Source organism: Leisingera sp. M527, from assembly GCF_025141525.1.
GTDB lineage: Bacteria > Pseudomonadota > Alphaproteobacteria > Rhodobacterales > Rhodobacteraceae > Leisingera.
Genome location: NZ_CP081037.1, coordinates 2524680 through 2549398, shown reverse-complemented (window position 1 = coordinate 2549398; position 24719 = coordinate 2524680). Strand labels below are relative to the sequence as shown.

Sequence of the window (24719 nt, the reverse complement as noted above, 5' to 3'; positions counted from 1 at the left end):
CCAATAGATTTGCCGTGAGAATGTGGCGGAAAGGGGGTGGGAAGGGGCAAATTTTCCGGCAGTTTCACGCTGCCGGCTGATTGCGGTCCGGCCGGCCGCGGGGCTGGCCATCCGGGCGCAGGCGGTGCAAGCTCCGCGAAACGGACAAGATTCCCGAGGGAGAACGACGATGGATATGGGTATTTCGGGCAAGCGCGCGCTGGTCTGTGCCAGCAGCAAAGGGCTGGGGCTGGGCTGCGCCGAGGCGCTGGCAGAGGCCGGTGTGAACCTTGTGATGAACGCCCGCGGTGCCGACGCGCTGGAGGTGTCAGCGCAGGCGGTCCGCGATCAGTACGGTGTGGATGTGGTCACCGTCGCAGCGGATGTGACCACGCTGGAGGGCCAGCAGAAGGTGCTGGATGCGGCTGACGGCGTGGACATTCTGGTGACCAACGCGGGCGGCCCGCCGCCGGGCATGTGGACCGACTGGGACCGCGAGGATTTTATCAGCGCGCTGGACGCCAACATGCTGACCCCGATCGCGCTGATCAAGGCGCTGGTGCCCGGTATGATCGACCGCGGCTGGGGCCGGGTGGTCAATATCACCTCGGTCTCGGTCAAATCGCCGATCCCGGTGCTGGGTCTGTCGAACGCGGCGCGGGCGGGCCTTACCGGTTATGTTGCGGGCACCGCGCGGCAGGTGGCCGGTCAGGGCGTTATCATGAACAATCTGCAGCCGGGCATCCATGCCACGGACCGCGCTGTGTCGCTGGATGGCGGAGCGGCGCAGGCACAGGGGATCACGGCTGAAGAGGCCAAGACACAGCGCTGCGCCACCATACCGGCGGGCCGCTATGGCACCCGGGCTGAGTTCGGCGCCACCTGCGCCTTCATGTGCTCGCAGCACGCCGGTTTCATGGTCGGTCAGAACATCCTTCTGGATGGCGGCGCCACCAACACCACGATGTAAGGAACGCAGAAATGGCCAGCGGTTTTTCCCTGAAGGACCAGCTGTTCAACCGCGACAAGGTCCGCTATCTGGCGGGCCTTTTTTCAGCGGCTGAGGCTGGATTTGATTCTGAGGCATTTGAAGCCCAGGTGATGGCAAAACTGCCGGAGCTGGAGCTGAAGCAGCGGATCGTTCTGATTGCGCAAGTGCTGGCGGATCATCTGCCACAGGCTTTGCCCGAGGCTGCACCGATCCTGTTGAAAGCACTGCCGCCGCCATTGGACCCCGGCAAGACCGACGATGATTTCGGCGATTTCATCTTTGCGCCCCTGGGGGAGTATGTGGCGGCCAAAGGTGCCGGGGCGCATCCCGGGCTGTCGCTGGACCTGCTGGAGGAGATCACCCAGCGGTTTTCCATGGAATGGGCGATCCGCCCGTTTCTCAACCGCTGGCCGGATGCGGTTTTGGCGCGTCTGGGGGAATGGTCCACCCATTCCAGCTATCATGTACGGCGCCTCGTCAGCGAGGGCACCCGGCCGCGCCTGCCCTGGGGCGAGGCAGTTGGGCTGAACCTGGCGGACCCGCTGCCGCTGCTGGACCAGCTGCACGGCGACAGCACCCGCTATGTCACGCGGTCAGTCGCCAACCATCTGAACGACATTGCCAAGAAAGATCCGGATCTGGTGATGGACCGGCTGCAGGGCTGGCACGGCGTAGGGATTCAGGACCGCAAGGAACTGGACTGGATGACCTCCCATGCCTTGCGCGGGCTGGTCAAGGCGGGCCATCCGCGGGCGATGGCGATGCTGGGTTATGACCCTGATCTGACATTGGAAGCGCTGATTGAGGTGCCGGACAAGGTGCGTATCGGCGCGGCCTTGGATTTCACCTGCCGGCTGGAAGGCGCGGCTGGCGCGCCGGTTCTGGTGGATTATATCCTGCATTTCCAGCGCCCTGGCGGAAAGACCTCGGCCAAGGTTTTCAAGCTGAAGCAGGCCAGGATCGCCGGCGGCAGGCTGGAGCTGGGCAAAAAGCATAAGCTGAAGGGCGATGCCACCACCTTTAAGCTGGTGCCCGGCCCGCACAGGATTGAGCTGATGGTGAACGGCAAAGTACGGGCCGGAGCCGCGTTTGAGCTGTTGCCGGAAAGCTGAATCTTCTTCTTCCGCCCGGTCGATAGGCCGGGCAGCGCCGGCCCCGCTGCCCACGCTCCATCACAGTTGCGTCAGGCCGCCCGCTGCCCGGATTGCCGCCTATCTTGCACGCCGCTATCCCAGTGGTCCGGAACCACAGGAAAGGCGTCGCGATGAAACATGAAAACGTGCAGACCTATTACGGTGAGGTGCTGCAGGGCAGCGAAGATCTGCAGACCAACGCTTGCTGTTCGCCGGATGACATGCCGGACCATGTGAAGGCGGTGCTGTCCAAGATCCATGACGAGGTGCTGACCCGCTACTACGGCTGCGGGCTGATCGCGCCGGAAGCGCTGGAGGGCGCGCGGATCCTCGATCTGGGCTGCGGCGCGGGCCGCGATGTCTATGCCTTGTCCGCACTGGTGGGCGAGACCGGCAAGGTGGTGGGCGTGGACATGACGCCGGCGCAGCTGGAGGTGGCGCGGCGCCATCAGGATTACCATGCCGAAGCCTTTGGTTATGCCAAGTCCAACGTCGAATTTCACCACGGCTTTATCGAAAAGCTGGAGAAACTGGGTCTGGAGCCGGGCTCGTTTGACATCATCGTCTCTAACTGCGTAATCAACCTGGCCACCGACAAGGGCGCGGTGCTGCGCGGCGCGCATCATCTGCTGAAAGAGGGCGGCGAGATGTATTTTTCGGACGTCTATGCCGACCGCCGGGTGCCGCAGATGATGGCCGAGGATGAGGTGCTCTATGGTGAATGCCTATCCGGCGCGCTCTATTGGAACGACTTTCTGTCGATCGCCAAGGCATCGGGTTTCAAGGACCCGCGCATGGTGACCTCGCGGCTGCTGACGATCGAGAACCCGGCGCTGGAGACACGTGTTCAGCCGCTGAAGTTCCTCTCGGCCACCTACCGGTTGTTCAAACTGGCAGCACTTGAACCGGCCTGCGAGGATTACGGCCAGGCGGTGATCTACAAAGGCACCATCGAACACGCGCCGCATGTCTTTGCGCTGGATGATCATCATGTGATCGAGGCGGGCAAGGTGTTTCCTGTCTGCGGCAATACCTGGATGATGCTGCAGGGCAGCCGTCTGGCGGCGCATTTCGACTTCATCGGCTCGTTTGATACCCACTACGGGATTTTTGCGGGCTGTGGTGGCAATTCGCCTTTCAATGGGCTGGAACAGGACGGTGCCGCGCAGGGCTGCTGCTAGAGCGGCTTGCGGCCTTGCGGCAGGGTTGCTATCCCGGCGTGACCCCAGCGTTTCGCGCGGAAAACAGCCCCGAGGCCTCATGAACACTGCCCCCGCCGACCTGATCAGCACGCAAACGCCGCCGCGTCTGGAGATCCGCCGCATCAAGCGCTTCTTTGAGGGGCGCGCGGTGGTGGATGACGTTTCGCTGCAGATCCAGGCGGGGCAGGTGACCTGCCTGCTGGGGCCTTCGGGCTGCGGCAAATCCACCACGCTGCGGATGATCGCCGGGGTGGAGATGCAGGACAGCGGCGAGATTTACGTGGATGGCAGGCTAATCTGCGACACGGTGTTCCGGGTGCCGCCGGAGCGGCGCGAAATCGGGCTGATGTTCCAGGATTTCGCCCTGTTCCCGCACCTGAGCGTCGCTGACAATGTTGGTTTCGGCCTGAAGGGCAGCAAGGATGAGAAACGCGCCCGGGTCGAGGAACTCTTGAACCGGGTGGCGCTGAAACGTTTCATTGACGGCTATCCGCACCAGCTGTCGGGCGGCGAGCAGCAGCGGGTGGCTTTGGCCCGCGCGATTGCGCCGCGGCCACGGATCATGCTGATGGATGAGCCGTTCTCGGGGCTTGATAACCGTCTGCGGGACGGCATCCGGGATGAGACGCTGAGCCTGCTGAAAGAGGAAGACACCGCGGTCTTGCTGGTCACCCATGAGCCGGAAGAGGCCATGCGCATGGCCGACGAGATCGCATTGATGCGCGGCGGGAAAATCGTGCAGCAGGGCGCGCCCTACAACGTCTATACCCACCCTGTGGACAAGGCCGCGGTTGCGTTCTTCAGCGATGTGAATGTGCTGAAGGCCGAAGTGCGCGGGGCATTGGCCGAGACCGCATTCGGCCAGTTTCTGGCCCCCGGCGTGCCGGATGGAACCGCGGTCGAGATCGTGTTCCGCCCGCAGCATCTGCGGATTGATTTCGACCGGGCGGGCAAGGGGCCGCTGCCGACCCCCAGCGACGGGGTGCCGGCGCGCGCAGTGGTGGAACGGGCGCGGTTCCTGGGCAGTGAAAGCCTGGTGGAGTTCCGGATGGAGTTCGACGGCTCGATCCTGAGGGCGACGGTGCCCAATGTGTTCTTGCCGGAAAAAGGCCGGGTGATGTGGCTGACGGTGCGCCGCAACCGCTGTTTTGTCTTTCCTGCCTGATAATTGAAGGGCATTTTTGTCTCCAAATAGACAGGAGGTGCAGTTGCAGGATAGCTATCGGATCAGAGCATTGAGCGGCGCGGAAATCCAGATCGCCGTTGACTGGGCCGCGCGTGAAGGCTGGAACCCCGGCCATCAGGACGCGGCCTGTTTCGGCGCGGTTGATTCCGAAGGGTTCTGGGGCGGTTTCCTGGACGGGCAGATGATTGCTTGCATCTCGGTGGTGAACTACGGGCAGGCGTTTGCGTTCCTCGGTTTCTACATTGTTGCATCACAGCATCGCGGGCAGGGGTATGGCTATGCCTTGTGGCAAAAGGCGCTGGAACACGCCGGGAGCCGGGTTGTTGGCCTGGACGGCGTGGTGGACCAGCAGGAGAACTACCGCCGCTCCGGCTTTGAACTGGCCTACCGCAATATCCGCTTTGGCGGGGTGCCGTCCGGCGGGCTGGCGGTTTCGCAGGAATATGAGGTGACACCGCTGACAGAACCGGGGGCAGAGCTGGAGGCGCTGGATGCCCGCGTTTTCCCAGCGCCGCGCCGGGGGTTCTGGCAGCATTGGCTGGGGGCTGAGGAGCATGTTTCCTGCGCCGCGCATCAGCATGGCGGCCTTGCCGCTTTCGGCACCCTGCGGCCCTGCGCCAGCGGCTGCAAGATCGGGCCGCTTGTTGCCACGTCGCGTTCGGCGGCAGAAGCGGTGCTGGCGCGGCTGCTGCAAGAACTGCCGGAAGGGCAGGAGGTGTTTCTGGATGTGCCGGAACCCCATGCTGCAGCGGTGGATCTGGCGCGCTCCCTGGGACTGGCGCCGGTTTTTGAGACCGCCCGGATGTACCGCGGTGCAGCGCCGCAGCTGGAAACGGATCTGATCTACTGTGTCACCAGTTTCGAGCTGGGATAGGGGCGCTGCCCCCGGCCCTGCGGGCCTCCCCCGGAGTATTTTTGCAAAGGTGAATGCCGGAACTTAGGAGCCGTATGGGTCGTAGTCCTGCAGGCGTTTGCCGGGTTCGTCGACAAAGAGTTCGGGCAGGGCGGAGGCGTCTTCGATCAGGTCGACCCGGAACACCCTGAAAGCGCCGCGGGTCTCGCACCAGGCGGTGAGGGTCCAGACCCGGCCCCAGTATTCCATGTGCAGAGGGCGGATCCTGCGGTCTGTCAGAGTGCCGTCGATGCGGCGATAGCTGAGCTGCAGTTTCTGGCGGGCTTTGATCGCGGCGCGCAGGGCCGGCATATGGGCAAGGGCGCGTGCTGCGTCCGAGAAGGGGTAGACCGCGAATTTCCAGGCGTCGGCTTCAGCGATGGTCTGCTCCGGCAGCACTGCGTCCACCTTGGCCGCCAGTGACTGGGCTGCAGATTTGAGGTCCGGGTCGGCGGCCTCGGCCACGATGGCCATGCCGAGATTCAGGGCCTCTAGTTCTTCCGGCGTCAGCGTCAGCGGCGGCAGGCTGATCTGCTCACGCACCATATAGCCGACGCCGCGCTCTCCTTCGACCGGCACGCCGGAGGCCGTCAGCGTGTCCATATCGCGGTAGATGGTGCGGGTCGAGACCTCCAGCCGTTCGGCAATGTCCCGGGCAAGGTGCAGCCTCCCGTCGCGCAGGATCTGGATGATTTCGAAAAGGCGGTCGGTGCGGCGCATGGGAACCACCCTTGGCGCGGGAAAGGGGGACAGGTCAAGGGCCGCGCCCGGCGCAGGTGCCGGGCGCGGCTTGGGCCAGATCAGGCGGCCATGTCCCACAGCACTTCTTCATGGCGCATTTTTGCGCTATCCGGCGCGATGGCCTTCATCAGATCGGCGCAGAAGTCCTGCTTGTGGAATTCGGCGGCCACCTTATGCGCCGTTTCCATGTCCTTCCAGATGACATAATCGGTCCAGTGCCCATCTTCGCCGCAGCTTAGCTGCCGGTGCAGAAAGCCGGGCTGGGACCGTACAAAAGCCTCGCTGGCCTGGCTGAGAGCGACAAATTTCTCGGGACTCACGCCTTCGGCCAGTTTGAAAGTCACGATTTCGGCGACATGTTTGCTCATCACGTTTCTCCTTTGGTGTTTGTGATGGGCTGGATTTACCGGGCCACAACTGACATATACCTGTCAGTTGAGTGCGGGCTGCCTGCAAAAAACGCAGAATCCGAGGTTTGCGGGTGCCTTGCGCGCGCAGAGTTGCTTTCTCTCAACGCGCAGCCCGCGCTAAACCCGTAGCGAACAATTCCACCGGCGCCGCTGATCCGCGCTGGAACAAGAAGGAGAGACTCTCATGCTCAACAACATCGGCCTGCCTGGTATTCTGCTTATCGCTGTCGTGGTTCTGGTCCTGTTCGGCCGCGGCAAGATTTCCTCGCTGATGGGCGAAGTCGGCAAAGGCATCACCTCGTTCAAGAAGGGCATCAGCGAAGGCAGCAAGGAGCTGGAAGAAGATACCGCTGCCGAAGCGAAAGACGTCACGCCCGAGACCGAAAAAGACAAGGCATAACCGCCTATGTTTGATCTTGGGTGGACCGAACTGCTGGTCATTGGCGTGGTCGCGCTGATCGTGGTCGGCCCCAAGGACCTGCCGGTGCTGTTCCGAAATGTGGGACGGTTCGTGGGCAAGGCCAAGGGGATGGCGCGCGAATTCAGCCGGGCGATGCATGACGCGGCGGATGAGGCCGGGGTCAACGATATGGCCAAGGGCCTGAAGGCTGCATCGAACCCCATGGGCTCTGCCATGGACGGGGTGAAACAGGCAGCGCAGGAAATGGCTAAATCGATCGACCCGACCAAATTCGACCCCGAAAGCGAGACCGGCAAGTTGGCCGCTGAGCGCGCGGAAGATGCCAAGAAGATCCAGGCGTCCACAGCGCGTGCCGCAGCTGAACGCAAGGCGCGCGAGGCGGAAGCGGCGCTGGCCAAGGCCGAAGAGGCCGAGGCGGCGCTGAAGCCTGCGGCACCGAAAACGGAAGAAGAGGCCAAATCATGAGCAACACGGATGAGATCGACGACTCAACCGCGCCGCTGATCGAGCATCTGGCCGAACTGCGCAACCGGCTGATCCATTCGGTTGCGGCTTTCATCGTCGGCATGGTGATCTGTTTCACCGTGGCAACGCCGGTGTTCAACTTCCTCACAGCGCCTTTGTGCCAGGTGCTGGCCGAGGGCGGCCAGGACTGCGCGCTGATCTTCATCAGCCCGCAGGAGGGTTTCTTTGTCGCGATCAAGATTTCCTTCCTGGGCGGCTTTATCCTGGCGTTTCCCTATATCGGATTCCAGATGTGGCGGTTTGTGGCGCCCGGGCTCTACAAGAATGAAAAGGGCGCGTTCCTGCCCTTTATGCTCGCCTCGCCGTTCATGTTCATTCTGGGTGCCAGCTTTGCCTTTTATGTGGTGACACCGCTGGCCTATGACTTCTTCCTTGGATTCCAGCAATTCGGAACCGGTGGCGAGGCTGTCACCGGTGAGGAAGTGAACCAGGGCCTTAGCGTGGTGTTCCAAGGCTCGGCGCAGGAGTATCTGAACCTGACCATCAAATTCATCGTGGCCTTTGGCCTGTGCTTCCAGCTGCCGGTTCTGCTGACGCTGATGGGCAAGGCCGGGCTGGTGAGCGCCGATGGCCTGGGTTCGGTCCGCAAATACGCGGTGGTGGCGATTCTGGTGCTGGCCGCGCTGGTGACCCCGCCGGATGTGATCACCCAAGTGATCCTGTTTGTGGTGGTTTACGGGCTGTACGAGATCTCAATTATCCTGGTCCGCCGGGTTGAGGCCAAGCGTGAAGCCAGGCTGCGCGCCGAGGGGTATTATGACGATGAGGACGAGATGGACGCCCATCCCGACGATCCGATGATGGCTGAATTCGAAGCTGAAGACGGCAAGGACAAGTAGGCCAAAGACGGTTTGAAGCAGAAAGGCGCGTCCGCGAGGGCGCGCCTTTCTTGGGTTGCATACCATTGATCGATAGTTGTGGCGCCGGGCCTCTGGCTTTGGCGGCCGCTGCGTATGCAGTCAGCCGCAGTTTCCAGCGCTGATTATCCGGCGCATCAATCCCATGAACTGTTCCCTCTCCTCGATTGATAGGGGGGCTAGGGATTGCTCGTTCTGGTCGTTGGCGGCCTGATATGCGCTCTCCCGTGTGGCCTGTCCTTTTGCAGTCAGCCAGATTTGCTGTGATCGCGCGTCTGACGGGTGTTTCCTTCTGACAATCAGCCCGTCTCTTTCCATTCGGTTCAGTGTGTTGGCAAGGGTTGCCTGTTCCAGCGCCAGCTTCTGCAGCAGCTCGCGCTGGGTCACCCCGTCCTTGACCCAAAGTTCCAGCAGAATGGGGAATTGCCCAATGGTAATGCCAAGCGGGGTGATACGCTCCTGCAAGCCGGCGGCAAACAGGCGGGCGGTGTGATTCACCAGATAACCGGCGGAGTTTTCTTTTTCGAATTTCATGTGCCAGATTTGCACTTGAATAGCATGCTATGCAATGATACATAGCATGCTATATTAGTGAAAGGAACCCACATGCCTGAACTTGCAGAACTCGACAGCGCCGTCACGCTTTTCGAACAGATGGACGCCGAAGAAGGCCCGGTTGTCCTGATGAACCTGTTCACAATAGACCCATCTGATGAGCAGGCCCTGTTGGATGCTTGGGCGCATGACGCTGATTTCATGAAGGCGCAGCCCGGGTACATTTCGACACAGATGCACAAGGGGATCGCTGGCAGCGCGACCTATGTGAACTATGCTGTCTGGCAGGACGTGCAAAGCTTTCGCGCGGCCTTCATGCACCCGGAATTCCAACGCCGCATTGCACAGTACCCGGAAAGCGCAATCGCCAAGCCGCATCTGTTCAAAAAATTGGCTGTCGCCAATCATTGTGTCGCCTGAATGATCCGGGATCAGATTGCCATGAAACAGAAAGTCCACGCAGCCGCAGGGGTAACCGCCTTCCTGATCATCCTGACGTTTTGGACGTCCACAGTGCTCAGCGAGGTTTTGGGAACACCGGAAACCATTGCCCTGGTCAAATCCAGAATCCTCTTGGGGATGTTCGCCTTGATTCCGGCGATGGCCATTGCCGGGGGCTCAGGCATGGCGATCGGGCGCCGCCGCAAAGATGCCCCGGCCCGTGCAAAGATGAAGCGCATGCCCTTTATTGCCGCAAATGGATTGCTGGTTCTCCTGCCGGCGGCCTTCTTTCTGGAGGCAAGGGCAGGTGCGGGAAACTTTGACGGTGCATTCATCGTTGTGCAGGGCATTGAACTATTGGCGGGTGCGCTGAACCTCACGATGATGGGTATGAACATTCGGGACGGGCGCAGAATGGCCGCACGCAGAAAAAGCAGGGCCTAGGCCTGCGGCCATGCTCCCCGTCTCTGCTCTTGCCGGTCCGCCTTGAACGTGCTTTGAAATGCGGCAACTGACGGACGGAGGCACCCATGGACCAGATTGCATTGACCCGCATTGCCGAGGCGCTGGAGCGGATGTCGCCCGCACCTTTGGAGGCACCCGATTTCAACGCCGCCAGCGCCTTTGTCTGGCATGTGGGGCCAGAACGGCTGGAAGCGGTGGAACAGGTGAGCCGGGTCGATCTGGAGCTGCTGGTCGGCATCAACCGCTCCCGCGATACGCTGCTGGAGAACACCCGCCGGTTTGCCCAAGGGGCCGCCGCCAACAACGCGCTGTTGTGGGGCGCGCGGGGGATGGGGAAATCCAGCCTGGTGAAGGCCGTGCATGGCGCCCTGGCGGCGGATCATCCAGGGCTGAAACTGGTGGAGCTGCAGCGCGAGGATCTGCCCTCGGTCGCGCGTCTGTTGAATCACCTGCGCGGCTCGGAGAACCGGTTTATCCTGTTTTGCGACGACCTGTCGTTCAGCCATGACGACCAGCATTACAAAAGCCTCAAGGCGGTGCTGGACGGCGGTATCGAAGGGCGGCCCGAGAATGTGGTGTTCTACGCCACCTCGAACCGGCGCCACCTGATGCCGCGGGATATGATCGAAAACGAACGGTCCAGCGCCATTAACCCTTCTGAAGCGGTGGAGGAGAAGGTCTCTCTGTCCGACCGCTTCGGCCTGTGGCTGGGCTTCCACCCCTGTGATCAGGACGAATACCTGGCGATGATTGCAGGCTATTGCGCAGCTTACGGCATCCAAACCGACGCAGAGGAACTGCGGGCAGAAGCGATTGAATGGCAGGCGACCCGCGGCGCGCGGTCGGGCCGGGTGGCCTGGCAGTTCTTCACCGATCTGGCCGGGCGGCACGGGGTGGCACTGCGATAGGCCGCAATGCCCGAAACCAGAAAAGCCCGGCGATTGTGCCGGGCTTTTGTTTGTTTGCAGATCCTTAACGCCGTCAGTTCAAGTAGCTCAGCGGGTCTATGCTTTCAAATCCGTCGCGCACTTCGAAATGCACATAGGCATCGTCGCCGCCGCGCAGCGAGGCGATACGCTGGCCGCGGACCACGCTTTCGCCCTTCTTCACGGTGATATTGCCAACGTTCTGATAGACGGTCAGCAGTTTCTGGCTGTGGCGGATCACCACAATCGGCACATTATTGGAATCCTTGGTGATCGCAGCAACAGTGCCGGCCTCAGCCGCATTCACCGGCGCACCGGCAGCGGCAGCGATGTCGATACCGTCATTCCGGCCCTTGGAGTAGGTTTTGACGATCTTGCCCTGCACCGGATAGGCCATGGCAGCACTGCTGGCGCGGGTGGGTTTGGGCAGCTCTGGCTTGGGCAGGGTTTCCGCCGCAGGTTTGACGGCGGCGGGCTCGACCTTTTCTTCCGGCAACGGCTGGCTGGCGCTTGGCGGCACCGGCGTTTCAGAACCGGCCCCCGGTTCGGTGACTGCCACGGCAGCAGCGGCCGGGGCCGTGCGGGGTGCGGGTTCTTCTTTCAAGGGGATCAGCAGGAACTGGCCTTCGCGCACCGCAAAATCGCTGCCCAGGCCGTTCCATTCCGCCAGCGATTTCACCGGCACCTGGTAAAGCCTTGAGATGGTATAGGCGGTCTCGCCGCGTTTCACCTTGTGACGCACCGGCTCGGGGCCTGCCTGCACCTTGGGCGGCTGCGGCTTGGGCACCGGCTGGATTGCAGTAGGGGTGACGGAACCGGGGTTGGGCGAGGTCAGCGGCGCGGTGTCAATGGCCTGGCCCGCCAGCGTTGCAATATCGACGGAGCCCGCAGTGGCGCTGCCAGGCAGGCTGTCCGGCGCGCGGCGCGGCAGCGCCAGCACTTCGCCCTGGCGCATCTTGTCGCCGGTTTCCATGCCGTTGAACCGGGCCACTTCCGCGGGCGGCAGGCCGATGCGGGCAGCGACGTCCGAAACCGTATCGCCGCGCTGCGCCACCGCCACCTGATAAGAGGGGTAGGAGATCAGGCCGCGGGCATCCGGCGAAGGCCGGTTCGCGGTTGCAGTCTGCGCCGCGCCTGCCGTGTTAAAGGCGCCCAACTGGCCGCGCAGGTCGTAATCCAGCGGGCCCTGGCAGGCGGCCAGCACCCCGGCCAGCGGCAATGCGGCCAGCAGCCTTGCACGGGGCAGGCCGCGGAATGCGGTCCGGGTGGGGGTGGTCCGGGTCATTTTGCTCTCCTCAAAACACGCTTCCCCTTTTTCGCGGGGGTTCGCTCGCGTCAATCACTATAGCCCATGCCGTCCGGGGGGCGGCTGAAATCCGCCGGTAGTTTACGTGTCCTTGCCCAATCCCTCAAGCAGCGGCACAAAGCGCACTGGGCGCAGTTCGTCATAGTCCAGCCCGTCTTCGGTTTTGCGCACCCGGATCAGGGTCTGCACATGGTCGGATTGACCTACCGGCAGCACCATAATGCCGCCGGTCTTGAGCTGCGCCAGCAGGGGGCTTGGCGGATCCTCGGCAGCGGCGGTCACGATGATCCGGTCAAACGGCGCCTGTTCGCTCAGGCCGTGGCTGCCGTCGCCGACCAGCGAGGTCACATTGGCAAGCTGCAGCTGCTCGAACACGGTCCGCGCCTCGCGCACCAGCCTTGCGTGGCGGTCGATGGTATAGACCCGGCGCGCCAGCTTTGACAGGATCGCCGCCTGATAGCCGGAGCCGGTGCCGACCTCCAGCACCGTGTCGCGCGGGGAGATCTGCAGCGCCTGGGTCATCATGCCCACGATAGAAGGCTGCGAGATGGTCTGGCCGCAGGCAATCGGCAGCGGCACGTCCTCATAGGCGCGTTCCGAGAAGATGCCGCGCACAAACATGCCGCGGTCGATCGCTTCGATGGCTTCCAGCACCCGCTGCTCTGTTACCCCGCGCGAACGCACAGAGAACAGGAATTGCATCTTGGTTTCGGGATCGGGGCCGCTCATTCAATTGCTTTCAGCGCGTCCAATGCATCGCGCGCGGTCAGGTCGGCACGCATCGGAGTGACAGAGATATAACCGTCGAGGTTGACCGCGGCGTCCGAACCGGCGGCGGTCTCGACCTGCTGGTTGCCGCCGCGGATCCACAGATAGCGCCGTCCGGTGGGCGACAGCTGTTCTTCCGCGGAAAAATGGCTGCCGCGGCGAAACCCTTGGGTGGCCACGCGGGCACCCTTCACCTCTGCGGCCGGGACCGGCGGGAAGTTGATATTATAAAACAGCCGGTAATCCTGCCCGTCCTGCGGCTGGGCGGCCAGGATCTTTTTGACCAGCCCGGCCCCATGCACGGCGGCGGCCTCAAACGGGTTGTCGGTGTCGCGGTTGGCAGGGCCGTAATACTGCGACAGCGCCATCGCCGGGATGCCCTGCAGCGCGGCTTCCATGGCGCCGCCGAGTGTGCCGGAATAGAGCGCGTTTTCAGCCGAGTTGTTGCCGCGGTTCACACCAGACAGCACCAGGTCGGGTTTTTCGCCTTGCATCACCACATGAATGCCCGCCAGCACGCAGTCGGCAGGCGAGCCTTCGGCGGCAAAGCGGCGCTCGCCCAGCTGGCTGAGCATGGTGGGCCGGGTGTAGCTGATGCAATGGCCGACGCCGGATTGTTCAAACGCAGGGGCCACGGTCCAGACTTCGCCGTCCGGGCCTGCGACCTCATGGGCGATGGCGTCCAGGACCTTCAGCCCTTCGGCGCTGATGCCGTCGTCATTGGTGATCAGAATGCGCATGGGGTCTGCCTGCCGTGTTCAACCGGGTTTTCGATTGAATAGGACCTGTGCCGGAACGGGGCAAGGTTTTCGCGGAGTGAAGCGGGATCAGCCGCAAAGCGGGGCAGGGAGGCAACAGGCCGGCCAGGTGCGCTCCCGCCCCCTGGGCCTGCATCAAAGATGCCGTCCCGGGCGTTGGGCCGGGCGCCGCGCTGGCGCGCGGCGCGGGCTGACAGTCAGCGTCAGTCTGCCAGGATCTGCGGCAGCAGGCGCGCGGCCTCATCCTGGATCGGGGTCAGTGCATTGCGGCTCTCGCCCGGGTGGAAACGGGCGCGCAGGGCAGTGGCCATCGGCTGCGGCTCCAGGATCCGCACCTGCGGGCCGGTGCGGCCGGTTTCCGCCTGCCAGCTGCGGGCCAGCGCCATCTGCGCCGCCTTGGTGGCGCCGTAGGTGCCATAAAACTTCTCGCCCGCGCGTGCGTCATCAAAGAACACGGCGCGGCCCGATTGGCCCAAGAGCGGCGCGACATAGGGGATCAGCACCGAGGTCGCGGTGGCGTTGATGGCCACGGCCTTGGTCCAGTCCTTGGCGGCCACAGAAGGCGCGGGGCAAAGCGCGGTTGCGTGGATCGCGGTGTGCAGCCACAAGTCCAGCTTGCCCCAGCGATCGTGGATGCCACGGCAGAGCGTTGCCATCGCCTCGGGCACGGTGATGTCCATCGGCGCCAGGGTGGCAGAGCCGCCTGCGGCCTTGATGCGGTCATCCAGCTCTTCCAGCGCGCCGGTGGTGCGGGCCACGGCAACAATGTGATGGGTGGGCGCAAGCGCTTCGGCCAGGGCGTTGCCAAGGCCGCGCGACGCGCCGGTGATGAGAGCGATTTTATCTGTCATGGCACGTCTTGTGGGCCGCGCGCACGGGCAGGTCAAGGGGCGGCGGCCCGGGCCAAGAATTTTGGAAAATTCTTGGCAAATTTCTTCGAAGAAATTTGTGCTGCGGAACCGGGGTGCTTCAGCCGCCAGGCATGGCAAGTCGCTTGCTTTCGCCCTTGGAATTCAGGATCAGCCCCTTGGCGTCTATTGCTACCACCTGGCCCGATGACAGGCGGCTGCCGCGCGACACCTTGCGGGTGCGGCCCGACGGCAGCCGGATCAGTGCAGTCATACTGTCCTCTGGACCGAACAGCCCCAGCAGGCTCAGGTTGCCGCGGTTCATTGCATTGGTCTGAGTCGCAAGCCCTGCCACTTTGGCAGAGGTGCCGGCCTCAGTCTCTGTGTTCGACATACCGTCCGTTCCTCATTAATCCGGACGTATCTGGGCTGCGGCAGGCTGCGTATCAAGCCGCATCCGGCGCGGCGGCATCCGCATCGGCGGGAAGCCGCGGACGGCTGCAACGGGACCGCGAGACCCGGTGCCGCAGTGCCCGCTCAGGCGTCATACACCAGCGACGGCAGGTCGTGCCCATAGGCATAGAGCAGCTCCAGCAGCTCCTCCAGGTCGGCACCGTCCTTTTGCAGCGGATAGAGCGGATGGTTCTGCTCGGTGACCCTCAGCTCAGGATACTCACCGCCGGGGCGCATCTCCAGCATGCAGCCCGCAGGCACCGGCATGTCGGGCGGGATTGCATTGGCCAGCCAGGCCGGGCGGTCGCCCAGCTTTTCCGTCTCGCGCATCTCAAACAGGTCGAGATAGGCGTCGAAATCATCGCGGCTGAGACTGGCCCAGGTGCCCAGGATGAACTCCTCGCCGCGGCTGTTTGCCAATGGCACTGCCAGCACCGCGCGAATAAAACGCAATTCGCCGAGGCGGCAGAAATCATCCGTCAGGATGTCGCCGCGGGTGGCCAGCACAGCAGAGTTGTCCTCCACCTCCATGTCCTCGGAACAGATGTCGGGCCGGTCGCAGCTGAGGCTCAGCAATTGCGCAAAGGTAGCGCCGCAGCAGCGGCACTGGCGCGGAGAGGTCAGCATGCGGGCAAGATGCGCGTCCAAAAGGCGGCCTTTCATCTGGAAGCATAGGAAAAGGCGCGGGCCGTCACGGCCAGCGCCTCCCCATGCACTGTTGGCGGCCCTCATACGCGGATGCGGCCGGAAGTTCAAACCCCCATGGGCCGCGGGGACGCCAGCCTCAGCCGGAGGCTAGTTTCGAGGCATTCCAGGAGGCGCCGGGGGCCGGCATGTCCTGGATCTTGGCGCTGACCCGGCTGCTGCCTTCCAGTGCATCCAGGTATTCAGCCGTTACCCCGGTGACATAATTGCCGTCAAAGCAGGAGCAGTCAAAGCCCTGGATGTCCGGGTTGCCTTCCTGCGCCGCCCAGATCAGGTCTTCGAGCCTCTGATAAAACAGCGCATCGGCGCCCAGCTCTTCACGGATTTCGTCGATGCTGAGGCCGTTTGCAATCAGCTCATGCTTGGTCGGCATGTCGATGCCATAGACGTTCGGGTATTTTACCGGCGGTGAGGCAGAGGCGATATAGACCTTCTTGGCGCCCGCATCGCGGCACATTTGCACGATCTTTTTAATCGTGTTGCCGCGCACAATGGAATCGTCGATCAGCAGCACGTTGCGGCCCTTGAACTCCAGCGGGATGGCATTCAGCTTGCGGCGCACCGATTTCTGGCGTTCCGCTTGGCCCGGCATGATGAAGGTCCGGCCCACATAACGGTTCTTCACCAGCCCTTCGCGGTAGCGGATGCCGGTGGAGTTGGCGACTTCCAGCGCCACGGGGCGTGCCGAATCAGGTACCGGGATGATGCTGTCGATTTCCAGTCCCGCGTTCTGGATCTGCTTGGCCAGCGCCTGGCCCATGCGCAGCTGGGTCTTGTAGACCGACACGCCGTCCATCATCGAATCGGGCCGCGCCAGGTAGACATACTCAAAGATGCAGGGGGTCAGCTTGCCCTCGACCGCCTGGAAGCTGTGCATGTTGCCGTCGAGATCAACAAGAATGGCCTCGCCCGGCTTTACGTCGCGGATCTTTTCAAAGCCGTTGATGCCGAACGCCACGTCTTCAGAGGCAAAGCAGAAATCCTCGCCGCCGCTTTGTGCCGGGCGTCTGCCGACGGACAGCGGGCGAATGCCATTGGGGTCGCGGAACGCCAGCATGCCGACACCGGCGATCATGCACAGCACCGAATAGGCGCCCTGGATCCGCTCCATGGTCATCTTCACACCGGCAAAGATGTTGCGGACCGGCTCGGCATTGCCGTTGACCTTGATCGCGTCAGCCACCTTGTCGGCCAGCACGTTCAGCATGATTTCGGAATCTGAGGTGGTGCGCAGATGGCGGCTGTATTTGCCGGTCACCTTCTCGCGCTGCTCGGCAGTATTGGTGATATTGCCGTTGTGAACCAGATAGATACCATAAGGCGCGTTCACAAAGAACGGCTGCGCTTCGGCCGCACTCAGCGAGCCCGCGGTGGGATAGCGGACATGGCCGATGCCGGTCTTGCCGGTCAGGGTGTCGGCATCCTGCGGGCCGAACACATCCTTGACCAGGCCGTTTTCCTTGCGCTCGCGAAAGAACTCGCCGGTGTAGGTCACAATCCCCGAGGCGTCCTGGCCGCGGTGCTGCAGCATCAGCAGCCCGTCATATATCTCCGCAAAGACATCCGTGTCCCGGCTTGCGATCCCCAAAATCCCGCACATTGGCTGGCTCCAATCCCACTTAGGCTTTGCTGTTCGGTTGCTGAAGGAAGCGGCTCGGATGGCAGTCTAGCGCATTTTGCGTCGCTTGCGCCAATCCGGCTGACCAAGCCGCGCCAAGCGGCCATACCGGCAAACCGGCCGGAGCCAAGGCGCCGAATGCGTTTCCAAAGCCCGGCGCCATGCGCGTCAGGTCAGATCCACAAGGGCAGGCGGGCAGCGTCTGCAGCAGCGGCAAGGCGGTGTGGCTCCGAATCCGTTTCCTGTTCCGGCCCTCACATAGTGCCTTTCGCCGCGGCTGTCATCAAAGGATCACAAATCCGATGCCGCACCGCGGCAACGGGGCGGGGCAGGATGGTCCCGGCGGACGCATCAATGAAGCGTCAGCAATGAAACAGCCCCGACCAGCACAAGGCTCAGCGCCCAGACCAGATCCAGGTTAAACCAGCCCTTGGACAGGAATTTAAGCCCCAGCCAGTGATAAACGCCAAGCGCCAGCGCGCCGCCGGCTGCGGTCATGGCAAGGGTATGGGCCAGGGCCACGGTGATGGCGATACCGGCATTGCGTCCCATCAGCGTATAAGCGGCGGCGTGGCCTGCGCCCTCATCCGGGCCGCAAAGGCCCAGATAGACCGGTACCAGCATTAGCCCCGCACCATGCGCCATCGCTGCCAGAAACGACCACAGCGCCAGCCGCGACGGCGGCACCCGCGCCAAAAAGCGGGGGTGGCGGCGGTTGATCAGCAGATACCCCCCCAGCGCAATCACCAGACAGGCCGCACCGATGCGGATTTCCACATGCCATTCCGTCAGCCACAGCAGCGCCGAAAACGGCAGCAGGATCGCAGTCATCGCCAGCAAATGGCCAAAGGCCAGGGCCAGCAGGGCTTTGAACAGACTGGTTTTGCGGCGCTCCATCAGCGCCGAGGAGACCGCCAGCGGCCATCCCATCCCAGGGTTCACCCCGTGATAAAGCCCCGAGGCAACGACGGCCCACCACAGGGCCGCCGCCGTTGAAATTTCCGCCACCCGTCAGACGGAAGGATAGCAGAAACTGTCGGTAGAGCAGTCGCCCCCCTCCAGCCGGATCTGATGACTGCGGTAGCCTTTGGGGAAGTCGATATAGAAATCCTTGTCCAGCTCCAGCCCGCCGCCGTCGCCCACGTTGGCCATCACCATCTGGCCACCTTCGTCATCGGGATAGAACTGGTCGTCCCAAGTGGAATAGAGCGAGTTGGTCCAATAGACCCGCTTGCCGTCGCGGCTGATCTCCACCATCTGCGGGCCATAGGCAAAGCCCTTGCCGTTCGGATGCTTGGCGCCGCGGGCAATACCGCCCAGTTCAACCTTGCCGGCCAGCTTGGGGTTCATCGGGTCAGATACATCATACTGATGCATTTCCCCCAACCCCCAGCAGGCCACATACAGGTATTTGTCGTCCAGGCTCAGGTCGATATCGGTGACCAGCGGCGGCACTGCTTCAAACCCCTGCAGCAGCGGTGGCAGGTTTTCGGGCTTTTCGGGACGCGGGTCGATGGTGATGGTCTTCTTGGCCTCAAACGTGCCGTCATCCTTCTGCCACCAGGTGAAAATCGCGCCTTGCAGGTTAGTGGTATCCACCACCACACCGCAGAACCCGTAATCCTTTGACGGGTCATGCGCAGGCCGGATTTCCAGCGCCATCTGGTGATTTTCACCCAGATCAATGGTCTGCACGTTCTTGCGCTCGCGCAGGTTCCAGAAATGGATCGAATGGCCGTATTTGTTGCTCAGCAGATCCTCGGCCACGATACCGTTTTCAAACTGCGGCGGCAGGCCCCATTCGGAACTCACCATGTAGTCGCGCGGCAGGTTCCACCAGAAATCATAATGCTTGTCCTGCGCGCCGCGGTCCATTTCATAACGGCCCAGAATGTCGAAAGTCTCGCAATCCATGATGAAAATGCCCGGCGGCCCGTCGGTGCCGTCTTTGCCGCCGCCGCCCAGGGTCGAGACATAGATGCCTTCAGGCCCGCAATGAATGGTGTGCGGGCGGGAATAGCCGGTTTTGGCAAACAGCTCTTCGGGTTCGATGATCTTGTGGATCTTCGCCTCTCGCGGCTCCTTCACGTCGATCACATAGATACGGCTGGAGCGGATGCCGGGAATGATCAGATAGCGCCGCTCCAGAAACGCGTGCCCGGTCAGCGGCGACAGCGCAGAAGAACAGGCGTTCCAGCCGAAATGATGAAATTCGTCGCCCTTGTTGGGCATGATCAGCTGATGCACGATGTCACCGTAGCTGTCCGACTTGGGATCCACATCGACAACCGCCAGCCCGTCAGGCTGCGAACCATCGGGGCTGAGCATAAGGGTAAAAGCCAGCGTCTCGGCCGGGGCTTCCATGGCTAGCCTTGGGGTGGCATGGAATGTGGGGTCAGGCCGCAAATTCATCGTCAAATCCTCCCTGAAAACGGGCGCCATTTGTTCTGTCATGCGTCTCGGCGCCTGCGCTGATGCTGGCACACATCCAAATTCCGGGCAATTTTTTTCGAAATGACGCTGCTGCGCGAAATATTTTCCCGGTTTTGTGCGGTATGCGGCCGATGGCCGGCTGATTGCGGGATGCGGTCAGGATGCTGTTCTTCCAGCCCGGTGGCCGCATCCTGCAAAGAAAAGGCCCGCACAAAGGCGGGCCCGAGGGGGGAGGGAATGTCTTGGGGGGCTTGGCCCCGGTGATCAGGCTGCCAGAATACGGTCCAGCAGGTTGTCCAGCGGCGACGGCAGGCGGGCGTCCTCGCTGCCCATGCCGGTCTCGGCAAGAGCGCGGCCGTCGTCGCTGGCCAGCACCTGGCGGGTCTCGGAAAGCGATAGCTGGTGAAAGGCGGACTCTTCGGCAACATCGCCTGCGGGCAGCAGCATGCCGCTTTCGGCCCAGACCAGCTCTTCTTCTGCAAACTCGAAATGGATGCGGCCCAGACGCTCGGGCGCAACTGCGGTGATACCTTTGTAGCCGGTCAGCGCAATCAGCTTGGTGACCACCACCGGCAGGCCGAACAGGCGCGCGGCAGTGTCCATTTCCAGCGCCACTTGCTGGTCCGAGGGCAGCATAAGGTCGGTGTCATTGCCCAGGGCGCCGGCCGGGACATGCATGCATGTGGTCAGACGCGGCACTGCGTGGCGGACCGCTTTCACTTCCTGAGCACCGCCGTCAAAGGTGAACACCATGTCGCCGGGCTTCACGTCGCGGGCCTGCTTAAAGCCTTCTTCGGTCTCCACCAGCGTTGCGGGCAGAAAGCCGCCGCTGCGGATACGGTTGCGCCTCTTGGCAGGGGCCGCAGACAGCGTGTGCGGCAGGGGATTGGTCAGCAGCAGAACATCAACCGGCTGATAGTCGGCAAAATCTGTGGTGTGGTCCAGCTGCATTGTGTCGTCCCTTCTGAGCGTCTTAGCCCGGCGTTTTGCCGTTGAAGCCATCAGGCCCCGGAATTGGGACCAAATTGGGGCGGGCGTGCGTCCCATTTCGGGATGGCGCGATTTTTCCGGGACAAAAGCCGCCTTTTCAGGGGGATTGTTAACTGTTTGACGGGGCAGGCTGAGGATTTGTTAAGATTTACCGCAAGTTTGATGACCCGGGTTTTGCTCGCTCTGCACGTGATTCCTTTTGGTTAACAGGACGTTAACCACCATTTATCTCGTTAACCGTCCAGCCCGGATGCTTGTGGATAACTGTGTGAACGCTTTGAAATCAAAGCAAAACGGGCGCCCAAGGGGCGCCCGCGTGTCTGTCTTAAGGTGGTAATCCTTAGGTATTACTGACCGCAGGACCCGATCAGCGCTTCATACTGCTCGGTGACCCAGCCCAATGCCTGCTCCGGGTTGCGGTCCTCAATCTTGCCGATCAAACGCTCAAACACGTCGGCCGAGCGGCTTTCGTCAACAATTGTGAAGCTCTGCCCGGTCATCACAACATTGTAGAGGAAGAAGGCAATCGCCACCAAAAGAATGCCGCGCAACACCCCAAAGAAGAAACCCGCGCCCTGGTCCAGCCCGCCAAGCGCCGAGCGCTGCACCAGGGTGGAAAACAGCGGCGTAAAGAAGGAGACAACGATCAGCGCCAATGCAAACACCGCGGCAAAGGCCGCGATGATCGACAATTCGCAGCTGTCGGCAATGAATTCGCCGATCACCGGAATTTCCGCCATCAGCGGTTCCACCTGCGGCGCAAAGATAAAGGCGAGCACGCCTGCGGCGATCCAGCCTGCGATGGCCATCGCTTCGCGCACGAAGCCACGTGAATAGGCCAGCAGCGCCGATACGACGATGACCAGGGCCACGACCCCGTCGATGATTGTGAAACCTTCCATGTCCCTCGCCCGTTTGCCTGCGATAAATTTTTTGCGACCTTAGCCGGCCCCGAAGAATTCGCCAACAAAACCGGCCAGATCGCTGGACTTTCGCAAGTTCAGACCGTTCACGGACACAGTTTTACTGCCGCCAGGGGCAATCGCCGCCGTGAAACCAAGTTTTTGCGCCTCTTTCAACCGGTTTTCGGTCTGCGGAGCCGGACGCAGGGCTCCGGATAGCGAAATTTCTCCGAAAACCACGGTATCGGCGGGCAAAGCCACGTCTTCCCGCGCGCTCAGCAGCGCTGCGGCCACCGCAAGGTCCGCCGCAGGTTCCGAGATCTTCATGCCGCCCGCCACGTTCAGATAGACATCCAATCCTGCAAACGGGATGCCGCAGCGCGCTTCGAGGACGGCCAGTATCATCGCCAGCCGCGATGAATCCCAACCGACAACAGCGCGGCGCGGCTGCGAATGGGGCGAGGGCGCAATCAGTGCCTGCATTTCGACCAGAACGGGCCGGGTGCCCTCAATGCCGGCAAACACAACTGAGCCGGGCGACGGCTCGCCGCGTTCGGACAGAAACAGGGCCGAGGGGTTGATGACCTCAGCCAGCCCGCCGCCGGTCATCTCAAACACGCCGATCTCATCCGCCGGGCCAAAGCGGTTCTTGACCGCCCGCAGGATGCGGAACTGATGGCCGCGCTCCCCCTCGAAATACAGCACCGTGTCGACCATATGCTCAACCACGCGGGGGCCGGCGATCTGGCCGTCCTTGGTGACATGGCCGACCATGATGATCGACACCCCGTTGCGTTTAGCAAAGGTGGTCAGCTCGTGCGCAGCAGCCCGCACCTGGCTGACCGACCCCGGCGCACTGTCCACATGGTCGGACCACATGGTCTGGATGGAATCAATGATAGCCAGTTGCGGCTTCTCCGCTTCCAGCGTCGTCAGAATATCACGCAGGTTGGTCTCGGCAGCCAGCTGCACCGGCGCATCCGTCAGCCCCAGCCGCTGCGCCCGCATCCGCACCTGCGCGCTGGCTTCCTCGCCGCTGACATAGATGGTCTTGACACCGGCCTTGGCAAACCGCGCCGCCGCTTGCAGCAAAAGGGTGGATTTGCCGATCCCCGGATCCCCCCCCACCAGAATGGCCGAGGCCGCCACCAGGCCGCCGCCCAGCACCCGGTCCAGTTCCCCCACGCCGCAGCAGGCGCGCGGCGGCGGGGTTTCGCGTGTGGCCAGATCACTCAGCGGGATGGTGCGCCCGCGTTTGACGCCCAGTGACTTTTTCGAGGGGCCGGAACTCAGCCCCTTGTCCTCGGAAATCGTGTTCCATTCGCCGCAGCCTTCGCAGCGGCCCGACCATTTGGAGAAGCTCGCGCCGCAGGCCGAGCAGGAGAAAGATGTTTTTGCCATGCCGGATCAGTGGCAGATGTTTCTGTTTTGTTCAAGAGCCGCGAACCTTGACGCGCGGTTCCTGCGGGTTGTCACGGCAAAAGCGAGGCTCTGCCTCGCGCTCCGGGATATTTGGGGCCAGAAGAAGCGGGCTTCTTTCTGGTTGAAAATACCCCGGGGGAGGCCCTTAAGGGCCGGGGGCAGCGCCCCTTTGACGCGTCTTCCGCAAGGAGGGAGCGCAGCGGGTCAGTCCGCGCGGCGGGGCGGCTGGATCGGCACGACGCTGCCGGGATGCGGATCAGACCCGTCCGGCGGGCTTTGCAGTTGCGCCGACAGTTCCGGCAGCAATTCGAACAGCTCGCCGCGCAGCCGCCCCAGATGCGATTTGGCGATGCTTTCCTCGATCTCCACATCGCGGGACCACTGGCGCAGCTCATGCATGACGATCTGGGCATCCTCCAGCCGCGCCTTGAAGGTCTCCAGCTCCTCCTGGCGCTGCTGCAGAAACAGCCGGGCCCGGGATATTTTGGCGTCGGAATAGGTCTCTGCCAGCTCGTGGCTGACCTGGCTCATCTGCGACGCCACCTCCAGCACCTGCGGTTCCAGCCCGGCCAGATCGGGGTGCGACCGCAGAAAGGCAAGCCGCTCCTTCACCGCGTCGAATTCTGATGCCAGGGTAAAGATCCCGGCACGGTCGGCGGCATGGGCCAGTTGATAGGCCTGCAGCACGTCCTCCATTTGCAGCGAAAACCGCCGGTGCGAGGTTTCCAGCGCCAGGATACGCCCGTTGGCAGGCAGGAAAAACGCGAGCATCACCGCCAGCGCCGTCAGGGTGATCTGCGCCGCCATTCCGGCCTGCGGGTAGATATCAGCGCCAACCCCGGCCTGCAGGCTGAGCCAGGGCCAGACGCCCGAGGCCGACAGCCCGGTGGCCGCCAGCGCCGCCAGCGCGCCAAAGCAGATCAGCAGGAACGTCAGCCGCATGAATGCGGTCTGGGCAGTGAACAGGATCGATTGAACGCCGGACATAGGTCCCCCTCCAGCAGCAATGCAATAGATGCGGGGCCGGCGGGGCTGCGGGGGACGCCCGTCAACCGGGCGCAGCGTGCCGGACCCCTGCGATACAGGTGTTCGGCCCTACGAAATGGAGCGATTCAGCGCCGGATCAAGCTTTCAGTCCGGTGTTTTGCCAATCTTTGCAGTGCGTTCAGTCAGCATCCCCAGCCCCAGCGAGGCCAGGATGCATACCGTGAACAGGTACAACCCCCAGGCGGTCTCAATGGTCGCTAGGCCGATCCCCTTGGCCAGCGTGATGTAAAGCGCGATGAGGAAAACATCAGCCATTGCCAGTTTGCCCAGCACATGCAGGACCGGCTGCACCCGCGTATCCAGCAGGTCCCACTGCACCAGCGCCAGGCCGATGGTTTTGAGGTAGGGGGCAAAGATCGCAAAAAATGTCACGATCAGCGCCAGCACCGCATCACTGCCCCATAAGGACTGCAGCCCCGTAAGCACCGAGATTTCGCTGAGCCCGAAGATCGGCAGCAGCCCAGCCCGCATCAATGGTGCAAACCAGGCGACGGGGTAAAGGATCAGCAGCGAGAGGGTGAGGAGGCGGAGGGTCATGGCGGCTCGTTTCTTGCGGGTCCGCCAAGACTTGTGTGTTTGGGGCCGGTTATGGAAGGGGGAAAACGGCGGCGGTTAGCCCCAGCTGGGCTGCTTGCGGCTCGGCCAGCGCCCGTCCGCCCCCATGGGCGGGCGCTTCGCTTCCACCTACGGACAAGCGATGGCCTTTGGTGGAAAGCCTCCGGTGGGAGTACTTGGGGAAAGATGA

General features: G+C 62.7%; 28 protein-coding genes. 11 read left to right on the top strand and 17 right to left on the bottom strand.

Annotated features, from left to right (window positions below; translation table 11 throughout):
• Positions 1-169 precede the first annotated feature (169 nt).
• The 5 genes from K3555_RS12760 (at position 170) to K3555_RS12740 (ending at position 5365) form a co-directional block, all read left to right on the top strand.
• Positions 170-949, top strand: coding sequence for an SDR family oxidoreductase (locus tag K3555_RS12760; RefSeq protein WP_260005471.1), 780 nt, complete (start codon positions 170-172; stop codon positions 947-949).
• Positions 950-960: 11 nt separating this feature from the next.
• Positions 961-2082: a hypothetical protein gene (locus K3555_RS12755; RefSeq protein WP_260005470.1), complete on the top strand. Its 1122-nt coding sequence runs from the start codon at positions 961-963 to the stop codon at positions 2080-2082.
• Positions 2083-2234: 152 nt separating this feature from the next.
• Positions 2235-3284, top strand: coding sequence for a methyltransferase domain-containing protein (locus tag K3555_RS12750; RefSeq protein ID WP_260005468.1), 1050 nt, complete (start codon positions 2235-2237; stop codon positions 3282-3284).
• Between the two features lie 79 nt (positions 3285-3363).
• Complete coding sequence (locus K3555_RS12745; RefSeq protein WP_259985549.1) at positions 3364-4470, top strand: ABC transporter ATP-binding protein; 1107 nt, start codon at positions 3364-3366, stop codon at positions 4468-4470.
• A gap of 43 nt (positions 4471-4513) precedes the next feature.
• Positions 4514-5365: a GNAT family N-acetyltransferase gene (locus K3555_RS12740; protein WP_260005467.1), complete on the top strand. Its 852-nt coding sequence runs from the start codon at positions 4514-4516 to the stop codon at positions 5363-5365.
• 63 nt (positions 5366-5428) lie between these two features.
• On the opposite strand, the gene K3555_RS12735 is transcribed toward K3555_RS12740, so the two are convergent.
• Both K3555_RS12735 and K3555_RS12730 read right to left on the bottom strand, forming a co-directional pair.
• On the bottom strand, positions 5429-6103 hold the full coding sequence (locus K3555_RS12735) for a YafY family protein (protein ID WP_260005466.1): 675 nt from the start codon (positions 6101-6103) through the stop codon (positions 5429-5431).
• A gap of 80 nt (positions 6104-6183) precedes the next feature.
• Positions 6184-6492: a hypothetical protein gene (locus K3555_RS12730; RefSeq protein WP_260005464.1), complete on the bottom strand. Its 309-nt coding sequence runs from the start codon at positions 6490-6492 to the stop codon at positions 6184-6186.
• 226 nt (positions 6493-6718) lie between these two features.
• Here K3555_RS12730 and K3555_RS12725 point away from each other — a divergent pair, with 226 nt between their 5' ends.
• The 3 genes from K3555_RS12725 to tatC are packed head-to-tail and all read left to right on the top strand — an operon-like array spanning position 6719 to position 8319.
• Positions 6719-6934: a twin-arginine translocase TatA/TatE family subunit gene (locus K3555_RS12725; RefSeq protein ID WP_129371366.1), complete on the top strand. Its 216-nt coding sequence runs from the start codon at positions 6719-6721 to the stop codon at positions 6932-6934.
• Positions 6935-6940: 6 nt separating this feature from the next.
• Positions 6941-7420: a Sec-independent protein translocase protein TatB gene (gene tatB, locus K3555_RS12720; RefSeq protein WP_134829554.1), complete on the top strand. Its 480-nt coding sequence runs from the start codon at positions 6941-6943 to the stop codon at positions 7418-7420.
• The gene (tatC, locus tag K3555_RS12715; protein ID WP_260005461.1) at positions 7417-8319 is read left to right on the top strand and encodes a twin-arginine translocase subunit TatC; all 903 of its coding nucleotides are present in this window, start codon (positions 7417-7419) and stop codon (positions 8317-8319) included. Before tatB ends, tatC begins: the two co-directional genes overlap by 4 nt.
• Before the next feature lie 120 nt (positions 8320-8439).
• On the opposite strand, the gene K3555_RS12710 is transcribed toward tatC, so the two are convergent.
• Entirely contained in the window at positions 8440-8871 is a 432-nt protein-coding gene (locus K3555_RS12710) for a MarR family winged helix-turn-helix transcriptional regulator (RefSeq protein ID WP_259993918.1), read from the bottom strand.
• A gap of 72 nt (positions 8872-8943) precedes the next feature.
• Here K3555_RS12710 and K3555_RS12705 point away from each other — a divergent pair, with 72 nt between their 5' ends.
• The 3 genes from K3555_RS12705 to K3555_RS12695 all read left to right on the top strand — a co-directional run bounded on the left by K3555_RS12705 (position 8944) and on the right by K3555_RS12695 (position 10706).
• Positions 8944-9312: an antibiotic biosynthesis monooxygenase gene (locus K3555_RS12705; protein ID WP_260005459.1), complete on the top strand. Its 369-nt coding sequence runs from the start codon at positions 8944-8946 to the stop codon at positions 9310-9312.
• A 21-nt stretch (positions 9313-9333) separates the two neighbouring features.
• On the top strand, positions 9334-9777 hold the full coding sequence (locus K3555_RS12700) for a hypothetical protein (RefSeq protein ID WP_260005457.1): 444 nt from the start codon (positions 9334-9336) through the stop codon (positions 9775-9777).
• A gap of 86 nt (positions 9778-9863) precedes the next feature.
• Positions 9864-10706: an ATP-binding protein gene (locus K3555_RS12695; protein ID WP_260005455.1), complete on the top strand. Its 843-nt coding sequence runs from the start codon at positions 9864-9866 to the stop codon at positions 10704-10706.
• 73 nt (positions 10707-10779) lie between these two features.
• Here the strand turns inward: K3555_RS12695 and K3555_RS12690 are convergent, their stop codons facing one another.
• The 14 genes from K3555_RS12690 to K3555_RS12625 all read right to left on the bottom strand — a co-directional run bounded on the left by K3555_RS12690 (position 10780) and on the right by K3555_RS12625 (position 24511).
• Entirely contained in the window at positions 10780-12009 is a 1230-nt protein-coding gene (locus K3555_RS12690) for a peptidoglycan DD-metalloendopeptidase family protein (RefSeq protein ID WP_260005453.1), read from the bottom strand.
• 102 nt (positions 12010-12111) lie between these two features.
• Complete coding sequence (locus K3555_RS12685) at positions 12112-12759, bottom strand: protein-L-isoaspartate(D-aspartate) O-methyltransferase (protein WP_260005451.1); 648 nt, start codon at positions 12757-12759, stop codon at positions 12112-12114.
• The gene (gene surE / locus K3555_RS12680) at positions 12756-13538 is read right to left on the bottom strand and encodes a 5'/3'-nucleotidase SurE (protein ID WP_260005449.1); all 783 of its coding nucleotides are present in this window, start codon (positions 13536-13538) and stop codon (positions 12756-12758) included. The genes K3555_RS12685 and surE overlap by 4 nt, the downstream gene beginning before the upstream one ends.
• Before the next feature lie 221 nt (positions 13539-13759).
• Positions 13760-14407, bottom strand: coding sequence for an SDR family oxidoreductase (locus K3555_RS12675; protein ID WP_260005447.1), 648 nt, complete (start codon positions 14405-14407; stop codon positions 13760-13762).
• A 118-nt stretch (positions 14408-14525) separates the two neighbouring features.
• Entirely contained in the window at positions 14526-14798 is a 273-nt protein-coding gene (locus K3555_RS12670; RefSeq protein ID WP_260005446.1) for a hypothetical protein, read from the bottom strand.
• Positions 14799-14941: 143 nt separating this feature from the next.
• Positions 14942-15484 (bottom strand): DUF2199 domain-containing protein, encoded by a 543-nt coding sequence (locus K3555_RS12665; RefSeq protein ID WP_129372927.1) that lies wholly within the window; start codon positions 15482-15484, stop codon positions 14942-14944.
• Positions 15485-15641: 157 nt separating this feature from the next.
• Positions 15642-17162, bottom strand: coding sequence for an amidophosphoribosyltransferase (gene purF / locus K3555_RS12660; RefSeq protein ID WP_260005444.1), 1521 nt, complete (start codon positions 17160-17162; stop codon positions 15642-15644).
• Between the two features lie 369 nt (positions 17163-17531).
• A complete protein-coding gene (locus K3555_RS12655; protein WP_409201658.1) occupies positions 17532-18110 on the bottom strand; it encodes a hypothetical protein in 579 nt (192 codons plus the stop codon).
• 81 nt (positions 18111-18191) lie between these two features.
• Positions 18192-19592 (bottom strand): selenium-binding family protein, encoded by a 1401-nt coding sequence (locus K3555_RS12650; RefSeq protein WP_260005441.1) that lies wholly within the window; start codon positions 19590-19592, stop codon positions 18192-18194.
• A gap of 285 nt (positions 19593-19877) precedes the next feature.
• The gene (locus K3555_RS12645; RefSeq protein WP_260005439.1) at positions 19878-20564 is read right to left on the bottom strand and encodes a Hint domain-containing protein; all 687 of its coding nucleotides are present in this window, start codon (positions 20562-20564) and stop codon (positions 19878-19880) included.
• Between the two features lie 386 nt (positions 20565-20950).
• Positions 20951-21505 (bottom strand): CvpA family protein, encoded by a 555-nt coding sequence (locus K3555_RS12640; protein WP_259985456.1) that lies wholly within the window; start codon positions 21503-21505, stop codon positions 20951-20953.
• 39 nt (positions 21506-21544) lie between these two features.
• The gene (gene radA / locus K3555_RS12635) at positions 21545-22906 is read right to left on the bottom strand and encodes a DNA repair protein RadA (RefSeq protein WP_129371349.1); all 1362 of its coding nucleotides are present in this window, start codon (positions 22904-22906) and stop codon (positions 21545-21547) included.
• 225 nt (positions 22907-23131) lie between these two features.
• Positions 23132-23914: a DNA repair protein gene (locus K3555_RS12630; RefSeq protein WP_260005437.1), complete on the bottom strand. Its 783-nt coding sequence runs from the start codon at positions 23912-23914 to the stop codon at positions 23132-23134.
• Positions 23915-24058: 144 nt separating this feature from the next.
• Positions 24059-24511 (bottom strand): paraquat-inducible protein A, encoded by a 453-nt coding sequence (locus K3555_RS12625; RefSeq protein ID WP_260005435.1) that lies wholly within the window; start codon positions 24509-24511, stop codon positions 24059-24061.
• Positions 24512-24719 lie beyond the last annotated feature (208 nt).